General features: G+C 75.3%; 25 protein-coding genes. 11 read left to right on the forward strand and 14 right to left on the reverse strand.

The features are described from left to right. Positions 1–40 precede the first annotated feature (40 nt). Positions 41–586, forward strand: coding sequence for a YceI family protein (locus tag GY42_RS08760; protein WP_046529057.1), 546 nt, complete (start codon positions 41–43; stop codon positions 584–586). A 74-nt stretch (positions 587–660) separates the two neighbouring features. Here GY42_RS08760 and GY42_RS08765 read toward each other — a convergent pair whose 3' ends face one another. Both GY42_RS08765 and GY42_RS08770 read right to left on the reverse strand, forming a co-directional pair. Then, positions 661–1,392 carry a redox-sensing transcriptional repressor Rex gene (locus GY42_RS08765; protein WP_052748273.1) on the reverse strand — a complete coding sequence of 244 codons (732 nt, stop codon included), beginning with the start codon at positions 1,390–1,392 and terminating at the stop codon, positions 661–663. Positions 1,393–1,441: 49 nt separating this feature from the next. Beyond that, a complete protein-coding gene (locus GY42_RS08770; protein WP_046529058.1) occupies positions 1,442–1,762 on the reverse strand; it encodes a glutaredoxin family protein in 321 nt (106 codons plus the stop codon). Positions 1,763–1,826: 64 nt separating this feature from the next. Here GY42_RS08770 and GY42_RS08775 point away from each other — a divergent pair, with 64 nt between their 5' ends. Further along, the gene (locus tag GY42_RS08775) at positions 1,827–2,693 is read left to right on the forward strand and encodes an HAD family hydrolase (protein ID WP_082131427.1); all 867 of its coding nucleotides are present in this window, start codon (positions 1,827–1,829) and stop codon (positions 2,691–2,693) included. Between the two features lie 31 nt (positions 2,694–2,724). On the opposite strand, the gene GY42_RS08780 is transcribed toward GY42_RS08775, so the two are convergent. Both GY42_RS08780 and GY42_RS08785 read right to left on the reverse strand, forming a co-directional pair. Then, a complete protein-coding gene (locus GY42_RS08780; protein WP_236686750.1) occupies positions 2,725–3,846 on the reverse strand; it encodes an arabinan endo-1,5-alpha-L-arabinosidase in 1,122 nt (373 codons plus the stop codon). Continuing rightward, positions 3,843–5,183, reverse strand: coding sequence for a TIM-barrel domain-containing protein (locus GY42_RS08785; RefSeq protein ID WP_046529059.1), 1,341 nt, complete (start codon positions 5,181–5,183; stop codon positions 3,843–3,845). Before GY42_RS08785 ends, GY42_RS08780 begins: the two co-directional genes overlap by 4 nt. 345 nt (positions 5,184–5,528) lie before the next feature. On the opposite strand from GY42_RS08785, the gene GY42_RS08790 reads away from it, so the two are divergent. The 5 genes from GY42_RS08790 to GY42_RS08810 all read left to right on the forward strand — a co-directional run bounded on the left by GY42_RS08790 (position 5,529) and on the right by GY42_RS08810 (position 10,857). Then, positions 5,529–6,884, forward strand: a complete 1,356-nt coding sequence (locus GY42_RS08790) for an ABC transporter substrate-binding protein (protein WP_046529060.1) — start codon at positions 5,529–5,531, stop codon at positions 6,882–6,884. 76 nt (positions 6,885–6,960) lie between these two features. Beyond that, positions 6,961–7,923, forward strand: a complete 963-nt coding sequence (locus GY42_RS08795) for a carbohydrate ABC transporter permease (RefSeq protein ID WP_082131428.1) — start codon at positions 6,961–6,963, stop codon at positions 7,921–7,923. A gap of 11 nt (positions 7,924–7,934) precedes the next feature. Continuing rightward, entirely contained in the window at positions 7,935–8,837 is a 903-nt protein-coding gene (locus GY42_RS08800) for a carbohydrate ABC transporter permease (RefSeq protein WP_082131429.1), read from the forward strand. Between the two features lie 4 nt (positions 8,838–8,841). Beyond that, the gene (locus GY42_RS08805; RefSeq protein ID WP_046529061.1) at positions 8,842–10,191 is read left to right on the forward strand and encodes an arabinan endo-1,5-alpha-L-arabinosidase; all 1,350 of its coding nucleotides are present in this window, start codon (positions 8,842–8,844) and stop codon (positions 10,189–10,191) included. 36 nt (positions 10,192–10,227) lie between these two features. Further along, a complete protein-coding gene (locus GY42_RS08810; RefSeq protein WP_046529062.1) occupies positions 10,228–10,857 on the forward strand; it encodes a YesL family protein in 630 nt (209 codons plus the stop codon). A gap of 66 nt (positions 10,858–10,923) precedes the next feature. Here the strand turns inward: GY42_RS08810 and GY42_RS08815 are convergent, their stop codons facing one another. From GY42_RS08815 to GY42_RS08825, 4 genes are all read right to left on the reverse strand, one after another. After that, positions 10,924–11,940, reverse strand: a complete 1,017-nt coding sequence (locus GY42_RS08815; RefSeq protein ID WP_046530731.1) for a LacI family DNA-binding transcriptional regulator — start codon at positions 11,938–11,940, stop codon at positions 10,924–10,926. A 218-nt stretch (positions 11,941–12,158) separates the two neighbouring features. Further along, the gene (locus GY42_RS18610) at positions 12,159–12,257 is read right to left on the reverse strand and encodes a 30S ribosomal protein bS22 (protein WP_003792170.1); all 99 of its coding nucleotides are present in this window, start codon (positions 12,255–12,257) and stop codon (positions 12,159–12,161) included. Positions 12,258–12,458: 201 nt separating this feature from the next. Further along, positions 12,459–12,695, reverse strand: a complete 237-nt coding sequence (locus tag GY42_RS08820; RefSeq protein WP_046529063.1) for a helix-turn-helix domain-containing protein — start codon at positions 12,693–12,695, stop codon at positions 12,459–12,461. A gap of 231 nt (positions 12,696–12,926) precedes the next feature. Beyond that, positions 12,927–14,135 carry an acetoin utilization protein AcuC gene (locus tag GY42_RS08825; RefSeq protein WP_046529064.1) on the reverse strand — a complete coding sequence of 403 codons (1,209 nt, stop codon included), beginning with the start codon at positions 14,133–14,135 and terminating at the stop codon, positions 12,927–12,929. Between the two features lie 192 nt (positions 14,136–14,327). On the opposite strand from GY42_RS08825, the gene GY42_RS08830 reads away from it, so the two are divergent. The 3 genes from GY42_RS08830 to GY42_RS08840 are packed head-to-tail and all read left to right on the forward strand — an operon-like array spanning position 14,328 to position 17,501. Then, positions 14,328–15,701 (forward strand): TrkH family potassium uptake protein, encoded by a 1,374-nt coding sequence (locus GY42_RS08830; RefSeq protein WP_046529065.1) that lies wholly within the window; start codon positions 14,328–14,330, stop codon positions 15,699–15,701. Then, on the forward strand, positions 15,694–16,401 hold the full coding sequence (locus tag GY42_RS08835; protein WP_046529066.1) for a potassium channel family protein: 708 nt from the start codon (positions 15,694–15,696) through the stop codon (positions 16,399–16,401). Before GY42_RS08830 ends, GY42_RS08835 begins: the two co-directional genes overlap by 8 nt. Positions 16,402–16,448: 47 nt before the next feature. After that, the gene (locus GY42_RS08840) at positions 16,449–17,501 is read left to right on the forward strand and encodes a PPK2 family polyphosphate kinase (protein ID WP_236686751.1); all 1,053 of its coding nucleotides are present in this window, start codon (positions 16,449–16,451) and stop codon (positions 17,499–17,501) included. Between the two features lie 90 nt (positions 17,502–17,591). Here GY42_RS08840 and GY42_RS19365 read toward each other — a convergent pair whose 3' ends face one another. Together GY42_RS19365 and GY42_RS19370 are read right to left on the reverse strand one after the other, a co-directional pair. Next, on the reverse strand, positions 17,592–19,172 hold the full coding sequence (locus tag GY42_RS19365; RefSeq protein WP_052748274.1) for a hypothetical protein: 1,581 nt from the start codon (positions 19,170–19,172) through the stop codon (positions 17,592–17,594). Between the two features lie 85 nt (positions 19,173–19,257). Next, complete coding sequence (locus tag GY42_RS19370; RefSeq protein WP_052748275.1) at positions 19,258–20,601, reverse strand: hypothetical protein; 1,344 nt, start codon at positions 20,599–20,601, stop codon at positions 19,258–19,260. Between the two features lie 298 nt (positions 20,602–20,899). On the opposite strand from GY42_RS19370, the gene GY42_RS08855 reads away from it, so the two are divergent. After that, the gene (locus tag GY42_RS08855; RefSeq protein WP_046530735.1) at positions 20,900–21,790 is read left to right on the forward strand and encodes an alpha/beta fold hydrolase; all 891 of its coding nucleotides are present in this window, start codon (positions 20,900–20,902) and stop codon (positions 21,788–21,790) included. A gap of 89 nt (positions 21,791–21,879) precedes the next feature. Here the strand turns inward: GY42_RS08855 and GY42_RS08860 are convergent, their stop codons facing one another. The 4 genes from GY42_RS08860 to araA form a co-directional block, all read right to left on the reverse strand. Then, complete coding sequence (locus GY42_RS08860; protein ID WP_046529067.1) at positions 21,880–22,611, reverse strand: ABC transporter permease; 732 nt, start codon at positions 22,609–22,611, stop codon at positions 21,880–21,882. Continuing rightward, positions 22,608–23,351 (reverse strand): ABC transporter ATP-binding protein, encoded by a 744-nt coding sequence (locus GY42_RS08865; protein WP_046529068.1) that lies wholly within the window; start codon positions 23,349–23,351, stop codon positions 22,608–22,610. The genes GY42_RS08860 and GY42_RS08865 overlap by 4 nt, the downstream gene beginning before the upstream one ends. Positions 23,352–23,799: 448 nt before the next feature. Continuing rightward, positions 23,800–24,393, reverse strand: a complete 594-nt coding sequence (locus tag GY42_RS08870; RefSeq protein ID WP_046529069.1) for a TetR/AcrR family transcriptional regulator — start codon at positions 24,391–24,393, stop codon at positions 23,800–23,802. A 136-nt stretch (positions 24,394–24,529) separates the two neighbouring features. Continuing rightward, positions 24,530–26,038 carry an L-arabinose isomerase gene (gene araA, locus GY42_RS08875; RefSeq protein ID WP_046529070.1) on the reverse strand — a complete coding sequence of 503 codons (1,509 nt, stop codon included), beginning with the start codon at positions 26,036–26,038 and terminating at the stop codon, positions 24,530–24,532. Between the last annotated feature and the right edge of the window lie 4 nt (positions 26,039–26,042).

The following is a 26,042-nucleotide window of genomic DNA, read 5'->3' on the forward strand; positions in this document are numbered from 1 at the left end:
GTTGTGTCAACGATTCTCGTCGATCCCCTCGGAGGAACCCATGTCCGCTCTGCCCGCCGGCCTCACCACCGGTACCTGGAACATCGACCCCTCGCACACCGAGGCGTCCTTCACGGTCCGCCACGCCGGCATCTCGAAGGTCCGCGGCACCGTCGCGGTCACCGGCGGCGCCCTCACCGTCGGCGAGGACCTCGAGTCGTCCGCCGTCTCGGTGACGCTCGACCCGTCGACCGTCACGACCGGTGACGCCAACCGCGACGGCCACCTCAAGGGCAACGACTTCTTCGACGTCGAGGTCTTCGGCGAGTGGACCTTCGTGTCGAAGGCCGTCCGCGAGGCCGGCTCGTCGTACGTGGTCGTCGGCGACCTGACGATCCACGGCGTGACCCGCGAGGTCGAGCTCGAGACCGAGTTCAACGGCACCGCCGTCGACCCGTTCGGCAACACCCGCGCCGGGTTCGAGGCCACCACGACGATCTCCCGCAAGGAGTTCGGCCTCACGTGGAACGCCGCGCTCGAGGCCGGCGGCGTGCTCGTCGCCGACAAGGTCCGCATCGACCTCGACGTCTCGGCCATCAAGGCCTGACGCACCGCAGCACCGTCCCGCGAGGGCGCGACCGCACCGGTCGCGCCCTCGCGGCGTCTCACCCGCAGGCGGGGCTACGACGCCCCGCCGCCCGCACCGCGCGCACGGTCGTGGAACGCCAGGATCTGCAGCTCGGACGCGACGTCCACCGCCCGCACGTCGACGTGCGGCGGCACGCGCAACGTGCCCGGCGCGAACGTCAGGACCCCCACGACCCCCGCGGCCACGAGCTCGTCGCACACGCGCTGCGCGACCGCGGCCGGCGTCGTCAGCACCGCGATCGTCGCGCCCGTGCGCGCCACCACCCCCGCGAGGTCGTCGGCGGGCTCGACGACGAGCCCCGCGACCGTCGTGCCCACGACCGCCGGGTCGGCGTCGACCAGCGCGACGAGCGAGAACCCGCGCTCCGCGATGCCCGCGTAGTTCGCGAGCGCGTGCCCCAGGTTGCCGACGCCGACGAGCACCACGCGGCGCACGTCGGACAGCCCCAGCGCCACCGTGACCTGCTCGCGCAGGTGCTCGACGTCGTACCCCACGCCGCGGCGGCCGTACGACCCCAGGTGCGACAGGTCCTTGCGCAGCTGCGCGGGCGTCACCCCGGCCCGGTGCGCGAGCTCCTCCGAGGACGTCAGCACGGCACCGCTCGCGGCCGTCGCCTCGAGCGCGCGCAGGTAGCCCGGCAGCCGCGCGACCGTCGCCGGCGGCACGGCCTCGCCGCGGCGCGTCCCCCGACCGCCGTCGCGGCCCGCACCCCGGCCCGCACCCCGGGCGGTGCCGCCGCGTGCGGCGGTGCGCCGAGCGTCCACGTCGACCCCCCGAGCCTCAGCGCCGGGAGCACCCGGCGACGACGTCACGCTAGAGCCTGCCGCCGCCCGCCGCGAGGGCCCTGCGCAGCCGGCCCTCGTCGATGCGCCAGTAGCCGCGGCGCACGCCGTCGACGTCGACCACCGGGACCATCTCGCCGAGCTCGTCCGCGGGCGGCACGCCGTCGGGGCCGGGCACGTCGACGTCCACCTCGACCCACGTCGCCCCGACCTCCGCGCACACCCGCGCGACGAGCGCCCGTGCGTCGTCGCACAGGTGGCACCCGGCGCGCCCGTACAGCACGACCCGCGCCGGTGTCCCGCCCGCCGCGGCGGTCGCCGCCGACCCCTGCCCGTCACCCGTCCGCGTCACGGCGCCACGCTAGCGCGCGCGGACGCGCCGACCGCCGCCCCGCGCGGGTCGTTACAGTGGCCGGGTGCACGCGGGCCAGGGGAACGACGAGCCGGCCGTCGTCGCCGCCACCGTCGAGACGCCGCGGGCCGACCTCGTGCCGGACGGGACGCGCGTCGCGGCCTTCTTCGACGTCGACAACACGATCATCCGCGGCGCCAGCGCGTTCCACCTCGCGGTGGGCCTGTACCGCCGCGGGTTCTTCCGCAACCTCGACCTCGTGACGTTCGCGTTCCAGCAGGCCCGGTACCGCGCCTTCGGCGAGAACCGCCGCCAGATCGACGAGGTCCGCGCCCGCGCGCTCGACATCATGCGGGGCCGCTCGGTCGCCGAGGTCACCGCGATCGCCGAGGACGTCTACGACGAGGTCCTCAGCCTGCGCATCTACCCCGGGACGCAGGCGCTGCTCGACGCGCACCTCGCGGCGGGGCACGCGGTGTGGCTCGTGACCGCCACCCCCGTCGAGATCGGCGAGCTCATCGCGCGGCGCCTCGGCGCGACCGGCGCGCTCGGCACGGTCGCGGAGCACGACGAGGGCTTCTACACCGGACGGCTCGTCGGCGACCTGCTGCACGGCGAGGCCAAGGCCAGCGCCGTGCGCGCCCTCGCGGAGCGCGAGGGCTACGACCTGGACCGGTGCCACGCGTACGGCGACTCGACCAACGACGTGCCGATCCTGTCGACCGTCGGCCACCCGTGCGCGATCAACCCCGACCGGCGCCTGCGCCGCCACGCGGCGGAGGTCGGGTGGCCCGTGCGCGAGTTCCGCCACCGGCGCACGCAGGCGCGCCGCGGGGTCAACGCCGCGAGCCTCGCGGGCCTCGTGTGGGCCGGCGCGGTCGTCGTGCGGGCGGTGCGACGCTCGCTGCGACGGCGCGTGGGCGGCCTGTGACGGCACGGGCACCCGCCCCGTCGCCCGCGCGTCAGCCCGCGCCCTGCGCCTGCTCCTCGCGCGTCGTCGCGACCGGCCAGCCCTCGTCGTCCCACGCGAGCTCGCGGATGCCGAGCCGGAAGTCGCCGCCCTCGGCGGCGTCGTACCAGTGGAACGCCAGGTAGCCCTTCGAGTACGACTGACCGCCCGGGCCGACCATGTCGCCGCGCGTCGCGAGCAGCGGCTCGCCGCCGCCCGCGGCGAGGTCCCGGCCCTCACGGTCGACGTACGGCCCGGTGACGTCGCGGGACCGGCCGACGGCCATGTTGTAGGTCGAGTCGGAGCCCTGGCAGCACGAGTCGCGCGAGACGAAGAGGTAGTACCAGCCGTCGCGCTCGGCGAGGTACGGGGCCTCGATCGCGTTGGGCGAGCCGATGCGGCTCGCGATCGTCACGGGCTCCGCGTCGGGGTCGGCGAGCGTGCCGTCGGGCCACGCGAGCTCGACGAGCTGGATGCCGCCCCAGAACGAGCCGAACGCCATCCACGGCGTGCCGTCGACGTCGACCACGCCCGCGTCGATCGCGTTCCAGTTGTCCTCGCCCGGCGTCGAGGAGATCACCTCGCCCCGGTCGACCCACGCGTAGGCGGGGTCGTCGGGGTCGAGCGTCGTGTTCGTCATGAGCCCGATCACCGACCGGTTCGAGCCGAACGTCGACGCCGCGTAGTAGAGGTACCAGGTGCCGTCGTGCTCGACGACCTCGGGCGCCCAGAAGTTCTCGACCCCCGGCACGGCGTCGTACACCCAGCGCGGGCGCGTGCCGGCCTCCCAGACTGTGCCGACCTCCTCCCACGTGCGGCCGCCGTCGGTCGAGCGCCGGATCTGCGGCGCGCCGAGCCCGACGCGCACGTCCCCGGTCGAGAACACGTACCAGGGCTCGCCCTCGTCGCCGACGACGAGCGCCGGGTCGTGCGTGCGCAGGTCGCCGGCCAGCTCGAGCGCGGTCGCCGCGGGCGCGGCGGGACGCGTGAGCAGGACCGCACCGCCGCCGACGAGCAGCGCGGCCACGACCCCGACCGCCGCGAGGGCCCACGCCCGGCCGCGGCGCCGCGGCCGGGCGTCCGGCACGGGCCCGGCGAGGACGTCCGGCGCCGGTCCGTCGGGGGCGTCGGTCACGCGGCGTCCTCGCGACGAGCCGGCTCGAGCGCGACCCACCGCACGCCGTGCTCGGGCACGTCGAGCGTCAGCACGCCGTCGTGCTCGGCGGCGGTCGCGCGCGGGTCGGGCAGCGGCGCACCGTCCCACAGGTCGCGGGCCGTCCAGCGGTGCGCGCTCGCGGCGGAGTCCCCGACCAGCGCGGACAGCGGCAGGTGCTCGGTGCGCACGCCGGTCCCGGTCCAGAACACCGCGACGTAGCGCGTGGCCTCGCTGCCGGACCGCGCACCCCACACGACGACCTCGCCGTCGCCCGCGGGCTCGCGCTGCAGCTCGCGGCCGTCGACGCCGGTGCGCAGCACGTGGCCGACCGCGGGCGTCGTGAGCAGCGCGATCGTCGCGTCGTCGGACGTCGGCAGGTCGCCGCCCATCATGAGCGGCGAGCGGGCCATGACCCACAGCGTGAGGAGCGTGCGCTGCTCGTCGGGCGTGAGGCGCGACGCGCGGTCGTCGCCGCGCTCGGCGCGGATCCCGATGCGCCCCAGGGGCAGCATGTCGGCGTCGGCCCAGCCGCCGGGCTGCTGGAACGGCGCCCACCGCGCGAGCCGCGCGAAGTTGGCGTGCACGTCCTCCCAGCGGTCCCAGAGGTCGTCGCACACGCGCCACATCTGCGCGTGCTCGCGCAGCACGGGCAGGTGCGCGGTGGACAGTCGCGTGCCGGGCGACAGCGACAGCACGATGTCGCGCCCCGAGCGCGCGATGGCGCGCGACCACGCGGTGATCGCGTCGGCGTGGAACGGCGCGAGCATGTCGTCGACCTTGACGAAGTCGACGCCCCACGACGCGAGCTGTGCGACGAGCCCGTCGAGCCAGGCCTGCGCGGCCGGGTGGGTGTGGTCGAGCCCGTACATGTGGCCGTTCCACGTGCAGACGGACGACGTGTCGGCGACGTCTGCGGTCGTGACGACCGCCCCGTCGGGGCTCACGACGGGCAGCGCGGCCGCGACCGCGGTGCGCGGGATGCCGCGCAGCACGTGGACGCCGAGCCTGAGCCCGAGCGCGTGGACCTGCGCGGCGAGCTCGGTGAAGCCGCGGCCGCCGGCGGCCGAGGGGAAGCGGGCGGGGTCGGGCTGGGGGTAGCCGTGCTCGTCGAGGACCAGGCCGCTGCCGTCGGTGTAGCCGTGCGCGCGGGCGGCGGGGTCCGACCAGTCGATGTCGACGACGACCGTGTCCCACCCGTGCGGGAGCAGGTGCTCGGCCATGAAACGGGCGTTGGCCAGGACCTCGGCCTCGGTGACGGTCGTGCCGTAGCAGTCCCAGCTGTTCCACCCCATGGGCGGGGTCAGGGCCAGCGTCATCGTCGACTCCTTCTACATCGTTGTAGAGTCGACTCTGCCGCACCGCGCGGCACGGCGTCAAACGCCTGCGCGGCGCACGGCACGCACGAGCGTACGTCGCGGGGGCCGACGGCCCCGACGGCCGGCCGTTACCCGATCGTGGCTTGACCGGGGACCGGTGCCCGTGTCAGTTTGTGCAACGTTGTAGATCAACGTTGTAGAGACGTTGCAGCATCGGAGAGGTCAATGACGACCAGCAGGAGCGACGGGCGACGCGCAGGGGCGCCGCAGCGCCCCCGGGCCACCGGGACCGCGGCTCCGCACGGACGTGGACCTGACCGACCCACCACCACGGGAGGCAGGCAGATGAAGAAGAGCAGGCTGGTCGTCGGCGCGACCTGTGCCGCGCTGGTCGGCGCGCTCGCGCTCACCGCGTGCAGCAGCGACGGCGGCGGCGGCGGTGACGACGGGAGCAAGAAGATCACCTTCATGTTCCGCGGCGGCCCCGACGAGAAGAAGGCCTACGAGGCCGCGATCGACAAGTACACCGAGGCCACGGGCGTCGACGTCGAGATGATCGTCACCGACGCCGACCAGTACGCCACCAAGCTCCAGGCCGCGGTCGCCGGCAACAACGTGCCCGACGTGTTCTACATCGAGCAGGCGTCGCTGCAGTCCTACGTCGCGTCGGGCGTGCTGCTCGACATCACCGACCAGGTCGAGGCGTCCGACGTGGACCTCGACAACCTCTGGGAGTACGGCGTCGACTCGTACCGCTTCGACGGCACGCTGCAGGGCACCCCCGAGGGCCGCCTCTACGGCCTGCCCAAGGACATCGGCCCGTTCTCGTTCGGCTACAACAAGACCATGCTCGAGGCCGCGGGCATCCCGCTGCCCGACAAGGACACGCCGCTCACGTGGGAGCAGTTCGTCGAGATCTGCAAGCAGCTGACGACGGACACCGACGGCGACGGCGCCGTCGACCAGTGGGGCACCGGGCTCAACGTCCAGTGGAACCTGCAGTCGATGGTGTGGAGCAACGGCGCGGACTTCATCGACGCCGACCGCACCACGGTCACGGTCGACACCCCCGAGTTCGCCGACGCGCTGCAGAAGTTCGCCGACCTCACCAACGTCGACGCCGTCACGCCGTCGGCCTCCGACGCGGCGACGCTCGACACGTACCAGCGCTGGATGGCCGGCGAGATCGGCTTCTTCCCCGTCGGCCCGTGGGACGTCAGCGTCTACAACGACCTCGACTTCGACTACGACCTCATCCCCTGGCCCACCGTCGGCGACGGCGGGACGGCCACGTGGGTCGGGTCGCTCGGCATCGGCGTCTCCGCGACGTCGAAGCACCCCGACGAGGCCGTCGAGCTCGTGACGTACCTGTCGGCCGACGCCGAGGCGCAGCAGACGCTCGTCGACGCGAACATCCAGGTCCCCAACCTCATCGACGTCGCGACGGACTGGGCGCAGGCCGCCGACGCCGAGCCGGCCAACCGCCAGGAGTTCCTGGACATCGCGCAGGACTACGGGCGCGCGATGCCCGCGGCCTTCACGTACGGCGCCGCCTGGTACGACGAGCTCTGGACCAACATCCAGCCGGTCCTCGACGGCAAGCAGACCGCCGCCGACTACCTGGCCGACGTGCAGCCGCGCATGCAGGCGCTGCTCGACGAGTCCATCGCCAACGCCGAGCAGGCGTTCGCCGGACGCTGACGCACCGCGGTCCCCGACCCGCCCGCCCGGGCGGGTCGGGGACCGCCGCGGACCCGCACCAGAGAGGACCCACCCGATGTCGCGTCCCGAGGCCGTCACGGCCCCACCGGCGACCGTCGCCGCCGACGGCCGGCCCCCGCTGCGCACCCGGCGCGAGCGCAACCGCCTGCACCGCACCGAGGCCCTGTGGGCGCTCGCGTTCGTCGCCCCGCCCGTGCTCGGGTACCTGCTGTTCACGCTCTACCCGCTCGGGTTCGCCGCGTACGCGTCGCTCACGAGCTGGAACGGCCTGGGGCCGATGCGCTTCATCGGCATCGACAACTACACGCGCCTGCTGAACGACGACTACTTCCGGCAGACGCTGTTCAACACGTTCTTCTACATGATCGGCATCCCGATCGGCCTGACGCTGTCGCTGCTGCTGGCCCTCGCGCTCAACCGGCGCATCGTCGGGCGCACCGCGTTCCGCACCATCTACTACGTGCCGGTCATCTCGTCGCTCGCGGCCATCGCGATCGTCTGGCAGTTCGCCTACAACGGCGACTTCGGTCTCGTGAACCAGGTCCTCGCGTGGTTCGGGATCGACGGCCCCAACTGGCTGCAGAACACCGCGACCGTCAAGCCCGCGATCATCCTCATGATGATCTGGAAGGGCCTCGGCTACTCGATGCTGCTCTACCTGGCGGCCATCCAGTCGGTGCCGGCCTCGCTCTACGAGGCCGCGTCGCTCGACGGCGCGAGCTGGTGGCAGCAGCTGCGCGCGATCACCATGCCGATGGTCCGCCCGGTGACGTTCTTCCTGGTCGTCACGAACATCATCGCGGGCGCGCAGATCTTCACCGAGATCAACATCATGACGCCCACGGGCGGCCCCGAGTTCAGCTCGGCGTCGCTGGTCTGGTACATCTGGCGCCAGGCCTTCCGCTACCAGCAGATGGGGTACGCGACGGCCATGGCGGTCGTGCTCGGCATCCTCGTCTTCGTCATCACCCTGATCCAGTTCCGCCTCAACCGGCGCAACAGCTTCAGCATCGACTGAGGGACGCAGCCATGACCACCATCCCCGCCCTCCCGCGCGCCGGCCGGCCCGCGCGGACCGCCGCCCCCGCGCGCGGCGCACGGCGCGAGTCGCGCGCCGTCAACGTGATCCTCTTCGTCGTGCTCGCGGTCTTCGCGATCGCGATGGTCGCACCGCTCGTGTGGATGTTCACGACCGCGATCAAGACCAAGGCCGAGGTGTTCGCGCTGCCGCCCGTGCTGTGGCCCGCCCAGCCGCAGTGGGACACGTTCGTGCGCATGTGGAACGAGGCACCGATCCTGTCGGGCTTCCGCAACTCGTTCATCGTCGCGTCGACCGTGACGATCGCCGGCTCGGCGACGTCCGCGATCGCGGCGTTCGCGCTCGCGAAGCTGCGGCTGCCCGGCAAGAACGCGATCTTCCTCGGCCTGCTGACCGGCCTCATGGTCCCCTACCCGACGATCATGATCCCGCAGTTCGTGATGTTCTCGCGGCTGCACTGGGTCGACACCCTGCTGCCGCTGATCGTGCCGCTGCTGTTCGGCAACATCATCATGATCTTCTTCATCCGGCAGTACCTCGAGACCGTCCCGGACTCGCTCATCGAGGCCGCGAAGATCGACGGCGCATCGTACCTGACGATCTTCGGCCGCATGATCGTGCCGATGATCCGGCCCGCCATCGCGGCGCAGTTCATCCTGTGGTTCATGACGATCTGGAACGACTACCTCGCGCCGATCCTCTACCTGAACTCGCCCGGCAAGCAGACGCTGCAGGTCGTCATCGCGAACCTCAACGTCGAGTACGCCACGCAGCGCGACTACCCGCTGATCATGGCGGCGTCGTTCGTCGCGCTGCTGCCGATCCTCGTGGTGTTCCTCGTCTTCCAGCGGCAGATCATCGAGTCCGTCGCGCTCACCGGCACGAAGGGGTAGCGCCGTGACGACCCTCGACCCGGCCGCGGACGTCCTGGACACCACCGGCTGGGGGGCGGAGCACGCCCACGACCCGACCGCGGTGCGCGACGACGACGGCACCTACTGGCTGTTCTCCACGGACGCGTGCTCCGACGGGCCGGTGCGCGGCGGCGTGCAGGTGCGCCGCTCCGACGACCTCGTCACGTGGACCTTCCACGGGTGGGCGCTGCCCGGCGTGCCGCGCGACGCGGTCGACGTGGGTGCCGCCGGCCTGTGGGCGCCCGAGGTGGTGCGCGTGGGCGGGCAGTGGCGCATGTACTGGTCCGCGTCGTCCTTCGGCTCGCGCCGCTCGGCGATCGGCCTGGCGGTCGCCGACCACCCCGCGGGGCCGTGGCACGAGCGCGGCCTCGTGGTGACGAGCCCCGCGGTGCCCGCGGACGCGACGGGCACGCCGCACGGCGACGGCCCGCCCAACGCGATCGACGCCGCGTACGCGGTCGACACGAGCGACGGCCGCGAGCGGCACTGGCTCGCGTACGGCTCGTTCTTCGGGGGCGTCCACGCGGTCGAGCTCGACCCCGCCACGGGGCTCGCGCTCGACGCCGGCCCGGACGGTGCGGCCGCCGCGCCCGGCGCGCTGCTGGCCCGGCGCGCCCCCGAGGTCGAGGGCGCGGTCGAGGGCGCCTACCTGCTCCCCCGGCCCGGCGGCGGGTGGGCGATGCTCGCGTCCTGGGACTCGCTGTTCTCGACGTACCACGTGCGCGCGGCCGTCGCCGAGCACGTCACGGGCCCCTACCGCGACCGCCTCGGCCGCGACCTGCGCGAGCCCGCCGCCGACTCCGGCACCGTGGTGCTCGCGGGCCACCGCCTCGACGGCGGGCCGGGGCTGCGCGCACCGGGGCACGGTGCGGTGCTCACCGAGCCCGCGACGCCGGGGCGCCCCGGCCGGCAGACGTTCGTGCACCACGTGCGCGACGAGGACGCCCCGACGCGGCACCGCGTGCAGGTGCGCCGCCTGGTGTGGACGCACGACGGCTGGCCGCTGGTGTCGCCGCAGCCGTGGGCGGGCCCGGGACGCGAGGTCGACGACGAGTCGACCTGGCCCGCCGACCCGGCCGTGCTCGACGGCGCGTGGGAGGTGCTCGACGTCGGCGCCGACCCGGCCGCGGTGCAGCGCACGCGGACCGCGGAGCTGGACCTGACGGACGTGCGCGCGCTCGGCGCGGGCCGCTTCACGGCCCGCCGGTCCGACGCCGCCGCGGTGTCGCTCGTGGCGTTCCCGGGCTGGGACGCCGTGCGCGACGTCGCCGCGACGGTCGTCGTGGCCCTCGACGACCGCGGCCGCGTGACCGCCGCGACGCGCCCCGCGTAGGCCGGACCAGGACGAGCGGGCTGGGAGGATCGGGGCGTGGACGCGCACGGGTGGGCCGCCGGGGTCATGACGGCCCTGCGGTGGGTCGCGCACGTGCTGGCCGTGCAGGCGCTGCTCGTGCTCGGCACGCTCGCGGGCGGTGTGGTGCTGGGGCTCGCGCCCGCGCTCGACGCGGGCGGCCGCGTGCTGGCGCGGCTGCCCGCGGGCGACCCGTCGCCGCACGTGTGGGCGGAGTTCTGGCGCGCGTGGCGCGCCGGGTGGCGGCGCGCGAACGTGGTCGCGGCGCCGCTGGCGGCCGTCGGCGCGCTGCTCGCGGTCGACGCGTGGGTCGTGACGGCCGCGGACGGGCCGGTGCGCGCCGCGCTCGGGCTGGGCCTCGGGATCGTCGGCGCGTGGACGCTCGTCGTCCTCGCGTACCTGCCGGCGGTGCTGCGGCGGTACTGCGACCCCGCGCCCGCCGCGTGGCGGTTCCTCGCGCTCGCGCCGGCGCTCGGACCCGGGACGGCGCTCGCCGTGCTGCTGGCGGCCGTCGTGTGGGCCGCGACGTGCTGGGTCGCTCCCCCGGTCGCGGTGCTCGGCGGCCTCGCGGTGCCGCTGCTGGCCACCGGCTGGCTCGTCGACGTGCGGCTGGACCGGCTCGACGCGCGCGTGGCCGCGGCAACCTGAGGCGACACCCGACGACGCCCGGAGGGGCGCGCCGGTCCGCGAGCCGGCGGACGGCCCGCGAGGGCGTCAGCCGGCGGCGTGCTCGCCGAGCGTCGACGCGCGCGCGACGACGGAGAAGTCCGCGACGACCTGCTGGTAGGGACGGTCGGCGTCGGGCGCCTCGATGCGCGCGAGCAGCAGGTCCACGGCGGTGGTCGCGATCTCCTCGCGCCCCGGGTGCACGGTCGACAGCGTGGGCGAGGAGTACGCGGTCTCCTCGATGTCGTCGAAGCCGATGACGGCGACCTGCCCCGGCACGTCGACGCGCCGCAGGTGCAGCGTGTGCAGCGCACCGAGCGCGAGCGCGTCGTTGAGCCCGAAGACCGCGTCGATGCCGAGGTCGGCGTCGAGCAGGCGCGCCATGGTCTCGGCGCCCGTCGCGCGGTGCCAGAGGCCCGCCTCGCCGACCAGCGCCGGGTCGAACGGCAGGCCGTTCTCCTCGAGCGCGGCCGCGTAGCCCTGCACGCGCAGCGCGGCCGACCCGACGGTCTCCCCCGCGTGCGCGCCGACGACCGCGATGCGGCGCCGGCCCTGGTCGATCAGGTGCTGCGTCGCGGCCTTGGCGGCCTCGACGTTGCTCATGGTGACGTGGTCGGCGGGGCCGCCGAAGATCCGCTCGCCGAGCAGCACCAGCGGGTAGTCGACGCCGTCGAGCTCGTGCACGTCGTCGGGCCCCAGGCCCAGCGGCGAGTAGATGAGGCCGTCGGTGAACTGGCGGCGCGCGCCGCGCAGCACCTCGATCTCGCGCTCGCGCACCGCGCCGGTCTGCTCGATGAGCACGGTGAGGCCGCGCGCCTCGGCCGCGCGGATGACGGAGTCGGCGAGCTCGGCGAAGTACGGCAGCGACAGCTCGGGGACCGCGAGCCCGACGAGACCCGTGCGCCCGCGCCGCAGGTTCCGGGCCGTGACGTTGACCTGGTAGCCGAGGTCGGCGATGGCCTGCTCGACCTTCTCGCGCGTCGAGTCGCGGATGTACGGGTAGCCGTTGACGACGTTGGAGACGGTCTTGATGGACACACCGGCCCGTGCGGCCACCTCGTGCATCGTCACAGCACCGCTGCGTCGTCCGTTCACGTGCGTCCTCGTCCTCGTCGCGACCTCGTCGTGCGTCGGGCTGCCGGCCCGCGCACAGCGTGGCAGACGACCGCCACCCTACATCGTTGTAGAGATCGCGGGGAAGCCTTCCGTGCCCGGACACACGTCGGGCCCGGTCGTCCGACCGGGCCCGGGGTGCACTGCGCGCCGCCGGAGCGGCGCGCGGCTCACTTCTTGTTGCGACGCTGGTGACGCGTCTTGCGCAGCAGCTTGCGGTGCTTCTTCTTCGCCATGCGCTTGCGACGCTTCTTGATGACGGAGCCCATGTGCGGTCCTCACTCGTGTCCGGTCACGGCCCCGGGAGCCGTGAGTGGTGGTCGATCGACGCGGTGCGCGTTGCTGATCGCCCACGCACGCAGAAGTCCGGGGCCCCACCTTACGCGATCGGGCCCCGCGTCCGCGAACGGCGGTCGCCGTCCGCACGACGCGCGCCCGTCCGGGGCGGCGCGGGCGCCCGCGCCGCGGGGTCAGGACGAGCGACGCTCCTCGTCGACCGCGTGCGTCTCGACCGTCGCCGACGAGCGCAGGTAGGCGTCGAGCGCGTCCTGCGGGACCCGGAACGACCGTCCCACACGGACCGCGGGCAGCTCGCCCGCGTGCACCAGGCGGTACACCGTCATGCGCGAGACCCGCATGAGGTCCGCGACCTCGACGACGGTGAGGAACCGCACGCGTCCCTGCGGCCCGCCCTGCGCGTCGCTCATGTCCCGGCCCTCCTGGTGGCCGGGCCCTGCGCCGGCGTCGCGCACCCGAGAACCGGGTGCCGTGTCAACGATAGTGGCGCGTGTGACGCATGGGAAAGCCGGGACACCCGCACGGCGCACGACGGCACCCGAGCGGCCCAGCCACCGACGCCACCCATCCGCGCCACGGACCGGCACGCCACCGCCGGACCGGCCGCCGGCTCGCCCCGCGCGCCCCCCACGGATGTCCGCTCAGTCGAGCTCGGGGTCCAGCCCCAGCGACGGGAACACCGCCGTGCGCGTCGCGCGCACCGCGCGGTCGACGTCGTCCGCCGGGTCGTACCCCGCCGACCACGGCCGGAACGACGCGCTCGCGTGGTCCGTCATCACCGGCACCGCGTCGCGGCCGTACCGCTGGCGCACCACGTCCAGCCAGACCTGCGGCACGCGCGTCGCCGGGTCGACCGGCCGGTGCGCCGCCACGCCCACCAGGTGGGTCCACGTGCGCGGCACGACGTCGAGGATCGCGTACCCGCCGCCGCCCAGCGCGACCCACCGGCCGTCGCTCACGTCGTGCGCGAGGTCGTGCAGCAGCATCGCCGCCACGCGCTGCGCGTCGACCGACACCCGCAGCGTCGCGAGCGGGTCCATGCGGTGCGTGTCGCAGCCGTGCTGCGTGACCAGCACGTCCGGCGCGAACTCGCGCACCACCGCGGGCACCACGGCGTCGATCGCCCGCAGCCAGCCCGCGTCGTCGGTGTGCGACGGCAGCGCGACGTTCACGGCCGTGCCCTCCGCGCCCGGGCCGCCGGTCTCGCCCGGGTACCCCGTGCCCGGGAACAGCGCGAAGCCCGTCTCGTGCACCGACACCGTCAGCACGCGCGGGTCGTCCCAGAACACCGCCTGCACGCCGTCGCCGTGGTGCGCGTCCACGTCGACGTACGCGACGCGCCGCGCACCGGCCGCCAGCAGCGCCCGGATCGCGACCGCCGCGTCGTTGTAGACGCAGAACCCCGACGCCGCACCGGGCATCGCGTGGTGCAGCCCGCCGCCGACGTTCACCGCGTGGTCCGCCTCGCCGCGCCACACCGCGAGCGCCGCGTCGACCGTGCCCTGCACGACCCGCGCCGCGGCGTCGTGCATCTGCGGGAACACCGGGTCGTCGCGCGTGCCCAGCCCGCGCACCAGGTCCGGCACGCCGCGCTCGGCCGCCGCGTGCACCGCCGCCACGTAGGCGGGGTCGTGCACGGTCGCCAGCAGCGCGTCCGACGCGGGCTCCGCGCCGACCACCTCGACCCCGGGCGCGTCGAGCAGCCCGAGCTGGGCCGCGAGCGCGACGGTCAGGTCGATGCGGTCCGAGGTCATGGGGTGCCCGAACCCGAAGTCGTACGCGAGGAGCTCGGTCGCCCACACGACGCGCAGGGTCGAGGACGCGGCGCGCGTCGCGTCCGGGGCCGTCATGCGCCCACGCTCCCACCGCCGCCGGGCGGGTGTCGACCCGACGGGCCGTGCCGCCACCCGTCCGGACGGACGAGGCACGCCCGTCCCCGGCGTCGCGCGTCACGTACCGTCGGTGCGTGCGCGCCCCCGGCACGTGCCAGAGTGTGCCTGAGGGCACGTGAGTCACACGCGCGAGGCACAGCGGGAGGCGGGATGGCGGCGGGGCCCGGCCTGCTCTGGCGCGCGCGCGAGTACGTCGACCGGTCCGCCCGGCAGTCCCCCGCCCGCCTCGCGCTCGGCGTGTTCGCGCTCGTCATCGCGATCATCACCGTGCTGCTGTCGGCGCCCTGGGCCACCGCGCACGGCGGCCGCGCGCCCCTCATCGACGCGCTGTTCACGGCGACGTCCGCAACCACCGTCACCGGGCTGGTCGTCGTGCCCACGGGCGCGTACTGGTCCACGTGGGGCCTGGTCGTCATCCTCGTCGCCATCAAGATCGGCGGGCTCGGGGTCATGACGCTCGCGTCGCTGCTCGGCATGGCCGTGTCACGGCGCATCGGGCTCACGCAGCGCCTCCTCGTCTCGTCGGAGACCAAGGTGACGCGGCTCGGCGAGGTCGGGTCGCTCGTGCGGACCGTCATCGTCACGTCCACCGTGCTCGAGGTCGCGATCGCGCTCGTGCTGTTCCCGCGGCTCGTCGTCCACAACGAGGCCGTCGGCGAGGCCGCCTGGCACGCGCTGTTCTACGCCGTGTCGGCGTTCAACAACGCGGGCTTCGTGCCGACGCCCGAGGGCCTCGCGCCGTTCGTGTCGGACTGGTGGATGCTCCTGCCGATCATCGTCGGCGTGTTCATCGGCTCGCTCGGCTTCCCCGTCATCCTCAACGTCGCCAACCACCTGCGCGAGCCGCGCCGCTGGAGCCTGCACTCCAAGCTCACCATCACCACGAGCATCGGGCTCGTCGTGTTCGGCTCGGTCGTCGTCGCCGCCTTCGAGTGGACCAACCCCGGCACGTTCCGGCCGCTCGACCCCGGCGGCACGGCGCTCGCGTCCCTGTTCGCGGGCGTCATGCCGCGCTCGGGCGGGTTCTCGACGGTGGACGTCGACCAGATGCACGAGGGCACGTGGCTGCTGCTCGACGCGCTCATGTTCGTCGGCGGCGGGTCCGCGTCCACCGCGGGCGGCATCAAGGTCACGACGCTCGCGGTCATGCTGCTCGCGATCGTCGCCGAGGGCCGGGGCGACCGCGACGTCGAGGCGTTCGGCCGCCGGATCCCGCGCGAGTCGCTGCAGGTCGCCATCGCCGTCGGGTTCGTCTCCGCGACCATCGTGCTCGTGTCGTCGCTGCTGCTGCTGGCGATGACGGGGCTGACGCTCGACCGCGTGCTGTTCGAGGTGATCTCGGCGTTCGCGACGTGCGGGCTGTCGACCGGCATCACGGCCGACCTGCCGACGCCCGCCAAGTACGTGCTCGTCGTGCTCATGTTCATCGGCCGGACCGGCACCATGACGCTTGCGGCGGCGCTCGCGCTGCGCAACCGTCGTCGTGTCATCCGCTACCCGGAGGAGAGACCCATCATTGGCTGACAGCCTGCGCGCGGGCGGCGGCGAGCCCCGCACGGCACCGCGCACCCCCAAGAAGGACTCCGGCGTCCTCGTCATCGGCCTCGGGCGGTTCGGGTCGGCGATCGCCGCGACCCTCGACCGGCTCGGCCAGGACGTGCTCGCGGTCGAGCGCAACCCCGACCTGGTGGCGCAGTGGTCGGGCCGGATCCCGCTCGTCGAGGCCGACGCGGTCAACCCCGACGCGCTCGAGCAGCTCGGCGCACGCGAGTTCCCCGTGGCCGTCGTCGGTGTCGGGTCGTACCTCGAGGCGTCGGTGCTCATCACGGGCAACCTCGTCGACATCGGCGTGCCGCAGATCTGGGCCAAGGCGATCTCGGGCGAGCACGCGCGCATCCTGCAGCGCATCGGCGCGCACCACGTCGTGCTGCCCGAGGCCGACGCCGGCTCGCGCGTCGCGCACCTGGTCAGCGGCAAGATGCTCGACTACATCGAGGTCGAGGACGGCTTCACCGTCGTGAAGATGCGCCCGCCGAAGGAGACGCAGGGCTTCACGCTCGCGCAGTCCAAGGTGCGCGAGCGCTACGGCGTGACCATCATCGGCGTGAAGTCCCCCGGGATCGACTTCCAGTACGCGACGCCCGAGACCCGCATCTCGGCCAACGACCTGGTGATCGTCGGCGGCCACGCGGACCTGCTCGAGCGGTTCGCCGCGCGGCCCTGAGCGACGGCGTCGACCCGGCGACCGCACCAGCAGGGAGGGGCACGCGCATGGCGAAGGCGTCGGGCACGAAGTCGGGCAAGAAGTCGGACAAGACGTCGGGCAAGAAGTCGAGCACGACGACGCGCGAGAAGGCGAGCAAGAAGGCGAGCAAGGCGTCCGGCACGAAGGCGGGCACGACGACGTCGGAGACGACGGCGGGGAGGAAGCACGCCCCCGACCTGGCGTCCGTCCCGACCGCGGCGGCCGACGACCTGACCACGCACCGCGACGCCGCGGTCGAGCTGCTGCGCGTCCGGCCCGGGACGCGCGTGGCCGAGGTCGACGCACGGGCCACGCCCGGGTTCGACGGCTCGCGCAGCGCCGGTGAGCGCGCGCTCGCGGCGATCGGGCAGGACCTGTCCGACCTGCAGGAACGCCTGTACGCGCACGGACGCACCGGCGGAGACCGGTCCGTGCTGCTGGTCCTGCAGGGCCTCGACACCGCCGGCAAGGGCGGCATCGTGCGGCACGTGCTCGGCCTCGTCGACCCGCAGGGCGTCGCGCTGCGGTCCTTCGGCGTGCCGACGCCCGAGGAGCGCCGCCACCACTACCTGTGGCGCGTGCGACGCGCGCTGCCGCCCGCGGGCCGCATCGGCGTCTTCGACCGCTCGCACTACGAGGACGTGCTGGTCGCGCGCGTCGACGAGCTCGTGCCGCCCGACGTGTGGCAGGCCCGCTACGACGAGATCAACCGGTTCGAGGCACGCGTCGCCGCGGCGGGCACCACGATCGTCAAGGTCCTGCTGTGGGTGTCCCCCGACGAGCAGTACGCGCGCCTGCACGAGCGGCTCGAGCGCCCCGAGAAGCACTGGAAGTACGACCCGTCCGACGTCGACGCGCGCCTGCGCCGGCCCGCCTACGAGGCGGCGTACCAGGACGTGCTCGACCGCACCAGCACCGACGTCGCACCCTGGTACGTCGTGCCGGCCGACCGCAAGTGGTACGCCCGCCTGGCCGTGAGCGCCCTGCTGCACCGCGCCCTGTCCGACCTCGACCTGGGCTGGCCCACGGCCGGCTACGACGTGGCCGCCGAGCGCGCGCGGCTCGAGGCGACGCGCTGACACGCGGTCGTGCGTCGCCGCCCGACGGACGGCGACGCACGACCGGTGGCCGGCCGGCGGGGTGGTCGCCCGCCCCGCCGACCGGACCGCTCAGGACGCGTCCGTCGCGCCCCGCTGGTGCGGCACCGCGAGGACCGTGCTGCACCGCACGGCGCGCACCACGTGGTGCGCGCGCGCCCGGGCGGCGTGGCGCCGCAGCGCGACGCCCGCCGTCAACAGGAGCAGCGCGAGCGGGGCGAGCCACAGCTCGGCCCCCGTGCGTGCGAGCGACGCGCGCTCCGCCGGCGCGGCGACGGCCGGGAACGCCCGGGCGGTCGACGCGGCCGGGAGCGTGAGGGTCCGGCCGACGAGGGTCGTCGTGCCGGTGCCGTCAGCCGCCGGGCCGCCGGGTCCCTGCGGACCCTGAGGACCGGTCGGGTCCGAGGGGCCGCTCGGACCGGTCGGGTCCGTCGGGTCCGTGGGATCCGTCGGGTCCGTCGGGTCCGTGGGATCCGTCGGGTCCGTCGGGTCCGTGGGATCCGTCGGGTCCGTCGGGTCCACCGCACCCGGCACGGCCCGGGTCACGGTCGCGTCCCCGAGGACGCCGAGCGCGACGCCCGAGACGTCGACGGGCACGGTCACGGGCAGCGCGACGAGACCGCCGCCCGAGCCCGGCGCCGGGGCCCCGGGCTCCACGGAGCCGGCACCGGGCGTGACCACCTGGGTCACGGTGCCGTCACCCAGCACGCCCAGCGCGACGCCGTCGACGGTGACGGGGGCCACGACGGGCGCGGCCACAGCGGCGTCGTCGTGGGACGCGCCGCCCGGCGCAGGCGAGCCCGGCGCGCCGGCACCGGTGACCTCGGCGTCGCCGAGCGCACCGACGGCCACGCCGTCGACCCGCACGGGCGCCGTCACCGGCACGCTCACGAGCGCACCGTCCGAGCCCTCACCCGAGGCCCCAGCTGGGACGGGCCCCGGTGCGGGCGACGGTGCGGGTGCAGGGCCCGTCACGACCGCGTCGCCGAGGACGCCGACCGCGAGGCCGGAGACGTCCACGGGCACGGTGACCGGGGCCGACACGAGCCCGCCGTCCGGCTCCGCCGACGCACCGGGCCCCTGCGTGGCAGGGCCGGCGGGCGCGGTGCCCGCCCCGGTGCTCGTGGCGTCACCACCGACCGCGACCGCGACGCCGGAGACGTCGACGGGCACGGTCACGGGCACCTGCACCGCCGCGTCGTCGCCCGACCCGGCAGCGGGTGCGGGCTGCGGCTCGGCAGGGGCCGGCGCGGGGGCCGGCTGCGGCGCGGTCCCGGTGACGGTCCCGTCACCGAGCACGCCCACCGCGACGGACGACACGTCGACAGGCACCGTGACCGGCACCTCAACGACGGCGGGCGCGGCGGGGGCAGGCTCCTGCGGTGCGGGCGCCGGAGCCGCGGGCGCCGGGGCGGGCTGCGTGACGTCGGCGTCGCCGAGGGCGCCGACGGCGACCCCCGTGACGTCGACGGGGACGGACACGGGGACGTCGAGCAGCGCGCCCTCCCCGGTCACGGACTCGGCGCCCAGCGTGATGCCGACGTCGAGGACGGCGCCGTCCGAGGGGGCGGCGTGGGCCGCGACGGCCCCGGCGGCCACGAGGCCGCCTGCGAGGAGCGCCGTGTGCAGCGCTCGACGGACGTAGGTGTGCATGGTCGTGCTCCTTGCCTGAGAACCGGAGCGCCCGCTCGGGGCGCGGATGGGCGTGTGCCGCACGCTCGGGTGCGGCGCGGTCCGGTCAGGCCGGGCTGTGCGGGACCTCGGGCGAGAGCCCCGCGGGGCACGCGTCGTGCTGGGCCACGAGGGTGGTGATCAGGTGGAGGGTCGCCGCGCCCACGACGCCCGCGAGGGTCGCGTCGGTCGTGGAGCGGGAGGTCGGGGCGGCGGCACCGGAAGCACCGACCGGCGCGGCGGGCGGGACCGCCGGGGCGTCGGACGTGCCGGGCGTCGGCGTCGCGGGAGCCGAGGTCCTCGCCCCGTCGGCCCCCACCCCCGACGCGGCGAGGACGGGCGGCACGGCGCCGGACGCGGACCGGGCGGCGGGGCCGGTGACGCGAGCACCGGGCGTGCGCGCCGTCGCGGCGTCGTCGCGGGCAGCGGCGCCGGTGACCACCGCGCCGGGCGCGGGCGACGCGGCGCGCGGTCCGACCGAGGGCGGCGCGTCCGGGTCGGACGGTCGCACCGCGGGCGGGTCGACCGCGGGCGGCGACCACGGCGGCAGCGGGACCACCGGTCCGAGCACGGGCGCGAGCGGCTCGAGCACGGGCGCGAGCGGCGTCAGGACGGGAGCCAGCGGCGTCAGCACCGGAGACAGGACGGGCGCGAGCGGGCGCGTCACGGGGACGAGCAGGTCGCCCACGGGCGCCAGCAGGTCGCCCACCGGGGCCAGCGGTGCACCGAAGGGTGCGAGCGCGTCACCGACCGGGGCGAGCGCGTCCGCGAGCGGGGTGAGCGCGTCCCCCACCGGGGCGAGCGCGTCGCCCACCGGGCCGGTCACGGCAGCCGCGGGCGCGAGCGCGTCCGACACGGGCGCGAGCTCCTCGGTCACGGGTGCGAGCCCCGCGGTCACGGGTGCGGCCACGTCGCCGACGGCCGACGTCACGCCCGCGAGGGCGTCGGCGACCGGCTCGGCCACGGGCGCCGCGGCGTCGGGCGCGGTGCTCGCCGGAGCGTCCGGGAGCGGGCCGGTCGCGGGCGCATCGGGCGACGCCGGAGCGGCGGGTGCCGGAGCGGGCGGCGGCGCGGGCGCCGGAACCGGCGCCACGGGCGAAGCGGGAGCGGGCGCCACGGGCGGAGCGGGAGCGGGCGCCGGTGCCGCCGGAGCGGGCGCGGGCGCGACCGCCTCGACGACCGGGGCGACGACGCCGCTGGTCACCGGGGCCACCACGGTGTCGACCACGGGGGTCACCACGCCGTCGGCCGCGTCGGCGACCGCGCCGAGCACGGAGCCGAGGCCCCCGGCGTCGGACGAGGCGGCCCGCGGCGCCGCCGCGTGCGCGTCGGCCGACGCGAGGACCGCGCCGGTCAGCACGAGGAGCGCGGCCCCGAGCACGGTCAGCAGCGCACGGGAGAGCCACGTCACGGCTCGTGATCCCTGCCCCTGGACCTGCACGTCCCCTGCACCCCCTGGCACGGCTCCGTCGCCGTGTCATCACGACGGTAGGTCGCAGTCACGGGAGCGGCAAGGCGGGTCTAGACCCTCGTCCAGGTGCCGGACCGGTCACCTGGGACGACGCGTGCACACTTCACCCGCGCCGCCGGAGCCCCGGCACGCGTGCTCACGACGCCCGCCGCGCACCACCCGATGACTCCCGGCCGCGCGCGTGGTCCACTCCTCGCACGCGCTCGACGCGCACCCGACCGCACCCGCAGGAGCCGCCATGCCCACCGGACAGCCCACCGGCACCACCCCCACGACGCGCTCGCTCGACGTGCCCGGCGCCGTGCTCGCGTACGACCTCCGCGAGGCCACCGGGACGGCGGTCGCGCGGCCGCTGCTGCTCATCGGCTCGCCGATGGGCGCCACCGGGTTCGGCACGCTGGCCTCGTGGTTCACCGACCGCACCGTCGTGACGTACGACCCGCGCGGCGTCGAGCGCAGCACGTCGGCACCCGGTGCGGAGCCCGCGACGCCCCGGACGCACGCGGACGACCTGCACCGGCTGGTCGCGGCGCTCGACGCGGGCCCGGTCGACGTGTTCGCGTCGAGCGGCGGGGCGGTCAACGCGCTCGCGTGGGTGGCCGCGCACCCGGCGGACGTCGCGACGCTCGTCGCGCACGAGCCGCCGCTGCCGTCGGTGCTGCCGGACGCGGCGGCCGCCACCGCCGCGATGCGCGCGGTGCACGAGACGTACCTGCGGGCCGGCTGGGGGCACGCGATGGCGGCGTTCGTGGCGCTGGTCTCGTACCAGGGCCCGGTGCCGGAGGACTGGGCGGACCGTCCGGCGCCGGACCCCGCCGCGTTCGGCATGCCGACGGACGACGACGGGTCGCGCGACGACCCGCTGCTGGGCGTGAACATGCGCACGCTCCCGCCGTACGAGATCGAGGTCGACGCGCTGCGCGCGGCCCCGACGCGCGTGGTCGTCGCCGTGGGCGAGGAGTCGGGCGAGAACCTCGCGGCGCGCGGCGCGCGCGCCGTCGCGGCGGCGCTGGGCGGCGACGTCGCCGTGCTGCCCGGCGACCACGGCGGGTTCCTGGGCGGCGAGTACGGGCAGACGGGTGCGCCGGACCGGTTCGGCCCGGCGCTGCGCACCCTGCTCGCCGGGTGACGCGGCGACGCGGGACGGGCCGGGCACGACGGGCCGGACCGGCGGGGCCGCGCCGGGCAGGGCGCGCGTCCGGCGGCGCCCCCGGCGGCTCAGTCCGTGCGCCGCCGCAGCGTCGCGACGCCCAGCACGAGCGCACCGACCGTGAACAGCGCCATCGCGCCCACCGCGCCGCGCACGTCGGCCCACGCCGCGCCGCGTGCGATGTGCTGCATCGCGTCGACCGCGTACGTCAGCGGCAGCCCGCGCGAGACCCGCTCGAGCACCACGGGCATGGCCTCGCGCGGCATGAGCAGGCCGCACGTGACGAGCTGCGGCAGGATCACCGCGGGCATGAGCTGCACGGCCTGGAACTCGGTGCGGGCCAGCGCGGAGGCGGCCAGGCCGAGCGCGGAGCCCAGCACCGCGTTGAGCACGGCCACGGCGACCATGAGCGCGACGGGCCCCTCGACGTGCATGCCGCAGACCCACGTCGCGAACGCGACCACCACGAGCGCCTGCACGGTCGCCAGCACGGCGAACGCGAGCGCGTAGCCGAGCACGAGGTCGGCACGCCCGAGCGGCATCGTCATGAGCCGCTCGAGCGTGCCGCTCGTGCGTTCGCGCAGCGTGGCGACGCTCGTGACCAGGAACATCACGAGCAGCGGGAAGAACCCGACGAGCACGGGCCCGAACCGGTCGAGCACGTCGGTGCCGTCGAACATCCACGCGACGAGCCCCAGCAGCACGCACGGCATGACCAGCACGAGCGCGACGGTGCGGCGGTCGTGCCGGAGCTGCGCGAGCACGCGCCGCGCGGTCGCGAGCGTGCGGGCGGTGCTCACGCCGCACCCGCCGCGTCGGCCGCGTCGACGAGCGCGAGGAACGCCCCCTCGGCGTCGTCGGCGCCGGTGCGGGCGCGCAGCTCGGCGAGCGTGCCGTCGGCGAGGACCGCGCCGTCGCGCATCAGCACGAGCCGGTCGCAGCGGGCCGCCTCGTCCATGACGTGGCTCGAGACGAGCAGGCTGCGGCCGTCGTCCCGCAGCCGCGCGAACAGGTCCCACAGCGAGCGCCGCAGCACGGGGTCGAGGCCCACGGTGGGCTCGTCGAGCACGAGCAGGTCCGGCGAGCCGAGCAGCGCGACCGCGAGCGACACGCGCGACCGCTCACCCCCGGAGAGCGTCGCGACGAGGTCGCGGGCGTGCGGGGCGAGGTCGACCTCGGTGAGCACGCGCTCGACGGAGCCACGCGGCGCGTCCTGCAGCGTGGCGGCGTAGCGCAGGTTCTCGGTGACGGTGAGGTCGGCGTAGACGCTCGGCGCCTGCGTCATGTACCCCAGTCGGCGGCGCAGGTCCGGGCTGCCGGCGGGGAGCCCGAGGACGTCGAGCTCGCCGGTCACGTGGGTCTGGACGCCGACGACGGCTCGCATGAGCGTCGTCTTCCCGCTGCCGCTGGGGCCGAGCAGGCCGACGACCTGGCCGGCGGGCAGCGTCAGGTCGAGGCCGTCGACGACCACGCGCCCGCCCCGCACGACGCGCAGCCCGCGCGCCCGCACGGCGGGTGCCGCACCCTCGTTTTTCCCCATGTGAGGAATAGTGCACCCGGCGGCACGCCGCCGCAAGGGTCACCGGGACCCGGGACGAGGTCAGGCTCGTGCGGGGACGCGACGGCGAGGTGCGTCAGGGGACCGGATGGCTGAGCACGGCGTCGACGACGACGATCAGCAGCGACCCCGTCACCGACAGCAGGGCTCGTACCGTCCAGACCAGGGCCCGCGGTTGCGCACGCACGACGCCGCTCCTTCCGGGCACGTCTCCGTCGACGCGCCGTCAGGCAGAGACTAGGCCGACAGCGGGCGACCGGCACGTGAACCCCGGGTGAACCGGCACGTCACAGCCCCGCTCGCGCCGTCGGCCCACACCCACGCACCCGCCCCGCAGGCCCTCGGTCCCGCCCGCACGCGCCCGGCGCGCCCCGCACTCCGCGCGGTACCGGCCCGCCGTCGTCGGACGGCTCGACGCGCGTCCGCCGGCTCAGTCCGTGAGGTAGCGCTGCAGCGTCGGGCCCACGAGCGCGACGACGTCCGCGGCCGGCAGCGACGCGAGCGGCTCGACGCGCAGCAGGTGCCGCGCGACGAGCACGCCGACGGTCTGCGACGCGACGAGCGACACGCGCAGCGCCGCGTCCGGCCCGTCCAGCGCGCCCGCGACGCGCGCGAACACCTCGCGCGAGAGGAACCCGGCGACGTCCCGCGGGCCCGCGTCGTCGGCCGTCAGACCGCTGAACGCGGCCCGGAACGGCGCCCCGCCGTCCTGGTCCCACACGCGCAGCGCCGCGGCCAGCAGGCGCTCCCCCAGGCCGTCGACGCCCGGCGTGACGACCCGCTCCACGAAGACCGCCGGCTCCACCCCCTGCGGCAGCACGCTCGCGACGAACAGCTCGCCCTTGTCCGTGAACCAGTGCCGCACCGAGCCGGGGTCGACGTCCGCCCGCCGGGCGATCGCGCGCACGCTCGTGCCCGCGTACCCGCGGGCGGCGAACTCGGTACGCGCGGCCGCGAGGATCGCACCGCGCGTGTCCTCCCCCGCGGGCCGCCGCCCGCGGGCCCGCGTCCGCGTCTCGTCCACGGGCCCACCCTAGGCAGCCGCGCGCGCAGGCGGCGCACGCGCGCCCGGGCACGACGGAGGGCGGGCACCCGGCCGCAGCCGGGCACCCGCCCTCCGTCGCCGTCGGCGCGTCAGCGCCTCAGGAGCCCTGCGTCGCTCAGAACCCCTGCGCCACGCGGTAGTACACCTGGTTCCACCGGACCTGGTCGGCGAACCCGCGGCGCGTGGTCGCCTCGTCGATGACGAGCAGCTCGGTGCGCGCGAGCTCGGCGAAGATCTCCCACGCCTCGATGCCCACGGCCGTCGACAGCACCGTGTGGTGCGCGCCGCCCGCGGTCAGCCAGCACTCGGAGGACGTCGTGAAGTCCGGGCGGGGCTCCCACACGGCCCGCGCGACGGGCAGGTGCGGCAGGTCCGCCGTCGGGGGCACGATGTCGACGACGTTGGCCGTGAGGCGGAACCGCTCGCGCATGTCGGCGAGCGACACGACGACACCGACACCGGGGTCGGTGTCGAACACCATGCGGACCGGGTCCTCCTTGCCGCCGATGCCCAGCGGGTGGATCTCCACGCGCGGCTTCGACGTCGTGAGCGACGGGCAGATCTCGAGCATGTGCGCACCCAGGATCTTCTCGGCGCCCGGCGTCAGGTCGTAGGTGTAGTCCTCCATGAGCGACGCGCCGCCGGGCAGCCCGGCGCCCATCACCTTGGCGACGCGCACCAGCACGGCCGTCTTCCAGTCGCCCTCGGCGCCGAACCCGTAGCCCTTGCCCATGAGCCGCTGCACGGCCAGGCCGGGCAGCTGGCGCAGCTCGCCCAGGTCCTCGAAGTTCGTCGTGAACGCCTTGGCGCCACGCTCGGTGAGGAACGCCTCGAGCGCGGCCTCCTGGCGCGCCGCGTAGCGCAGCGACTCGTGGCGCTCGCCGCCGGCCCGCAGCTCGGGGACGACGTCGTACAGCTCCTCGTACTCGGCCACGAGCGCGTCGACCGTCGCGTCGTCGACAGCCTCGACCGCGGCGACGAGGTCGTTGACGCCCCACGTGTTGACCGACACGCCCAGGCGGATCTCCGCCTCGGTCTTGTCGCCCTCGGTGACCGCGACGTTGCGCATGTTGTCGCCGAACCGCACGAGCACCAGGTCCTGCGCGGCCTGCCAGCCCGCGGCGGCGCGGACCCACGTGCCGATGCGCGCGGTCACGGCCGGGTTCGACACGTGACCCGAGACCGTGGTGCGCGCCAGGCCCAGGCGCGTCGCGATGTACGCGTACTCGCGGTCGCCGTGCGCGGCCTGGTTGAGGTTCATGAAGTCGAAGTCGATGGTGTCCCACGGCAGCTCGACGTTCGCCTGCGTGTGCAGGTGCAGCAGCGGCTTGCGCAGCAGGTCCAGGCCCGTGATCCACATCTTCGCGGGGCTGAACGTGTGCATCCACGTGACGACGCCGAGCACCTTGTCGTCGGCGTTCGCGTCGAGCATCGCGCGGCGGATCGCCTCGGAGTCCTTGAGGACGGGCTTCCAGACGACCTTCGCGGGCACGTCGCCCGACGCGTCCAGCGCCGCCGCGACCTCCTGCGACTGCTCGGCGACCTGGCGCAGCGTCTCCTCGCCGTACAGGTCCTGCGAGCCGGTGAAGAACCAGATCTCCTGGTCCGGGTAGGCCTTGCTCATCGGT

The organism is Cellulomonas sp. FA1, assembly GCF_000986825.1.
Taxonomy (GTDB): Bacteria; Actinomycetota; Actinomycetes; order Actinomycetales; family Cellulomonadaceae; genus Cellulomonas; species Cellulomonas iranensis.

What these genes read in the sequence shown, in the direction of transcription:
- GY42_RS08760 (WP_046529057.1), top strand. Translation starts at nt 41, where the DNA reads ATGTCCGCTCTGCCCGCCGGCCTCACCACCGGTACCTGGAACATCGAC.
- GY42_RS08785 (WP_046529059.1), bottom strand. Translation starts at nt 5,183, where the DNA reads ATGACGCTGGCCCTGACCCCGCCCATGGGGTGGAACAGCTGGGACTGC.
- GY42_RS08790 (WP_046529060.1), top strand. Translation starts at nt 5,529, where the DNA reads ATGAAGAAGAGCAGGCTGGTCGTCGGCGCGACCTGTGCCGCGCTGGTC.
- GY42_RS08795 (WP_082131428.1), top strand. Translation starts at nt 6,961, where the DNA reads ATGTCGCGTCCCGAGGCCGTCACGGCCCCACCGGCGACCGTCGCCGCC.
- GY42_RS08800 (WP_082131429.1), top strand. Translation starts at nt 7,935, where the DNA reads ATGACCACCATCCCCGCCCTCCCGCGCGCCGGCCGGCCCGCGCGGACC.
- GY42_RS08815 (WP_046530731.1), bottom strand. Translation starts at nt 11,940, where the DNA reads ATGCACGAGGTGGCCGCACGGGCCGGTGTGTCCATCAAGACCGTCTCC.
- GY42_RS18610 (WP_003792170.1), bottom strand. Translation starts at nt 12,257, where the DNA reads ATGGGCTCCGTCATCAAGAAGCGTCGCAAGCGCATGGCGAAGAAGAAG.
- GY42_RS08820 (WP_046529063.1), bottom strand. Translation starts at nt 12,695, where the DNA reads ATGAGCGACGCGCAGGGCGGGCCGCAGGGACGCGTGCGGTTCCTCACC.
- GY42_RS08825 (WP_046529064.1), bottom strand. Translation starts at nt 14,135, where the DNA reads ATGACGGCCCCGGACGCGACGCGCGCCGCGTCCTCGACCCTGCGCGTC.
- GY42_RS08830 (WP_046529065.1), top strand. Translation starts at nt 14,328, where the DNA reads ATGGCGGCGGGGCCCGGCCTGCTCTGGCGCGCGCGCGAGTACGTCGAC.
- GY42_RS08840 (WP_236686751.1), top strand. Translation starts at nt 16,449, where the DNA reads ATGGCGAAGGCGTCGGGCACGAAGTCGGGCAAGAAGTCGGACAAGACG.
- GY42_RS19365 (WP_052748274.1), bottom strand. Translation starts at nt 19,172, where the DNA reads ATGCACACCTACGTCCGTCGAGCGCTGCACACGGCGCTCCTCGCAGGC.
- GY42_RS08855 (WP_046530735.1), top strand. Translation starts at nt 20,900, where the DNA reads ATGCCCACCGGACAGCCCACCGGCACCACCCCCACGACGCGCTCGCTC.
- GY42_RS08865 (WP_046529068.1), bottom strand. Translation starts at nt 23,351, where the DNA reads ATGGGGAAAAACGAGGGTGCGGCACCCGCCGTGCGGGCGCGCGGGCTG.
- araA (WP_046529070.1), bottom strand. Translation starts at nt 26,038, where the DNA reads ATGAGCAAGGCCTACCCGGACCAGGAGATCTGGTTCTTCACCGGCTCG.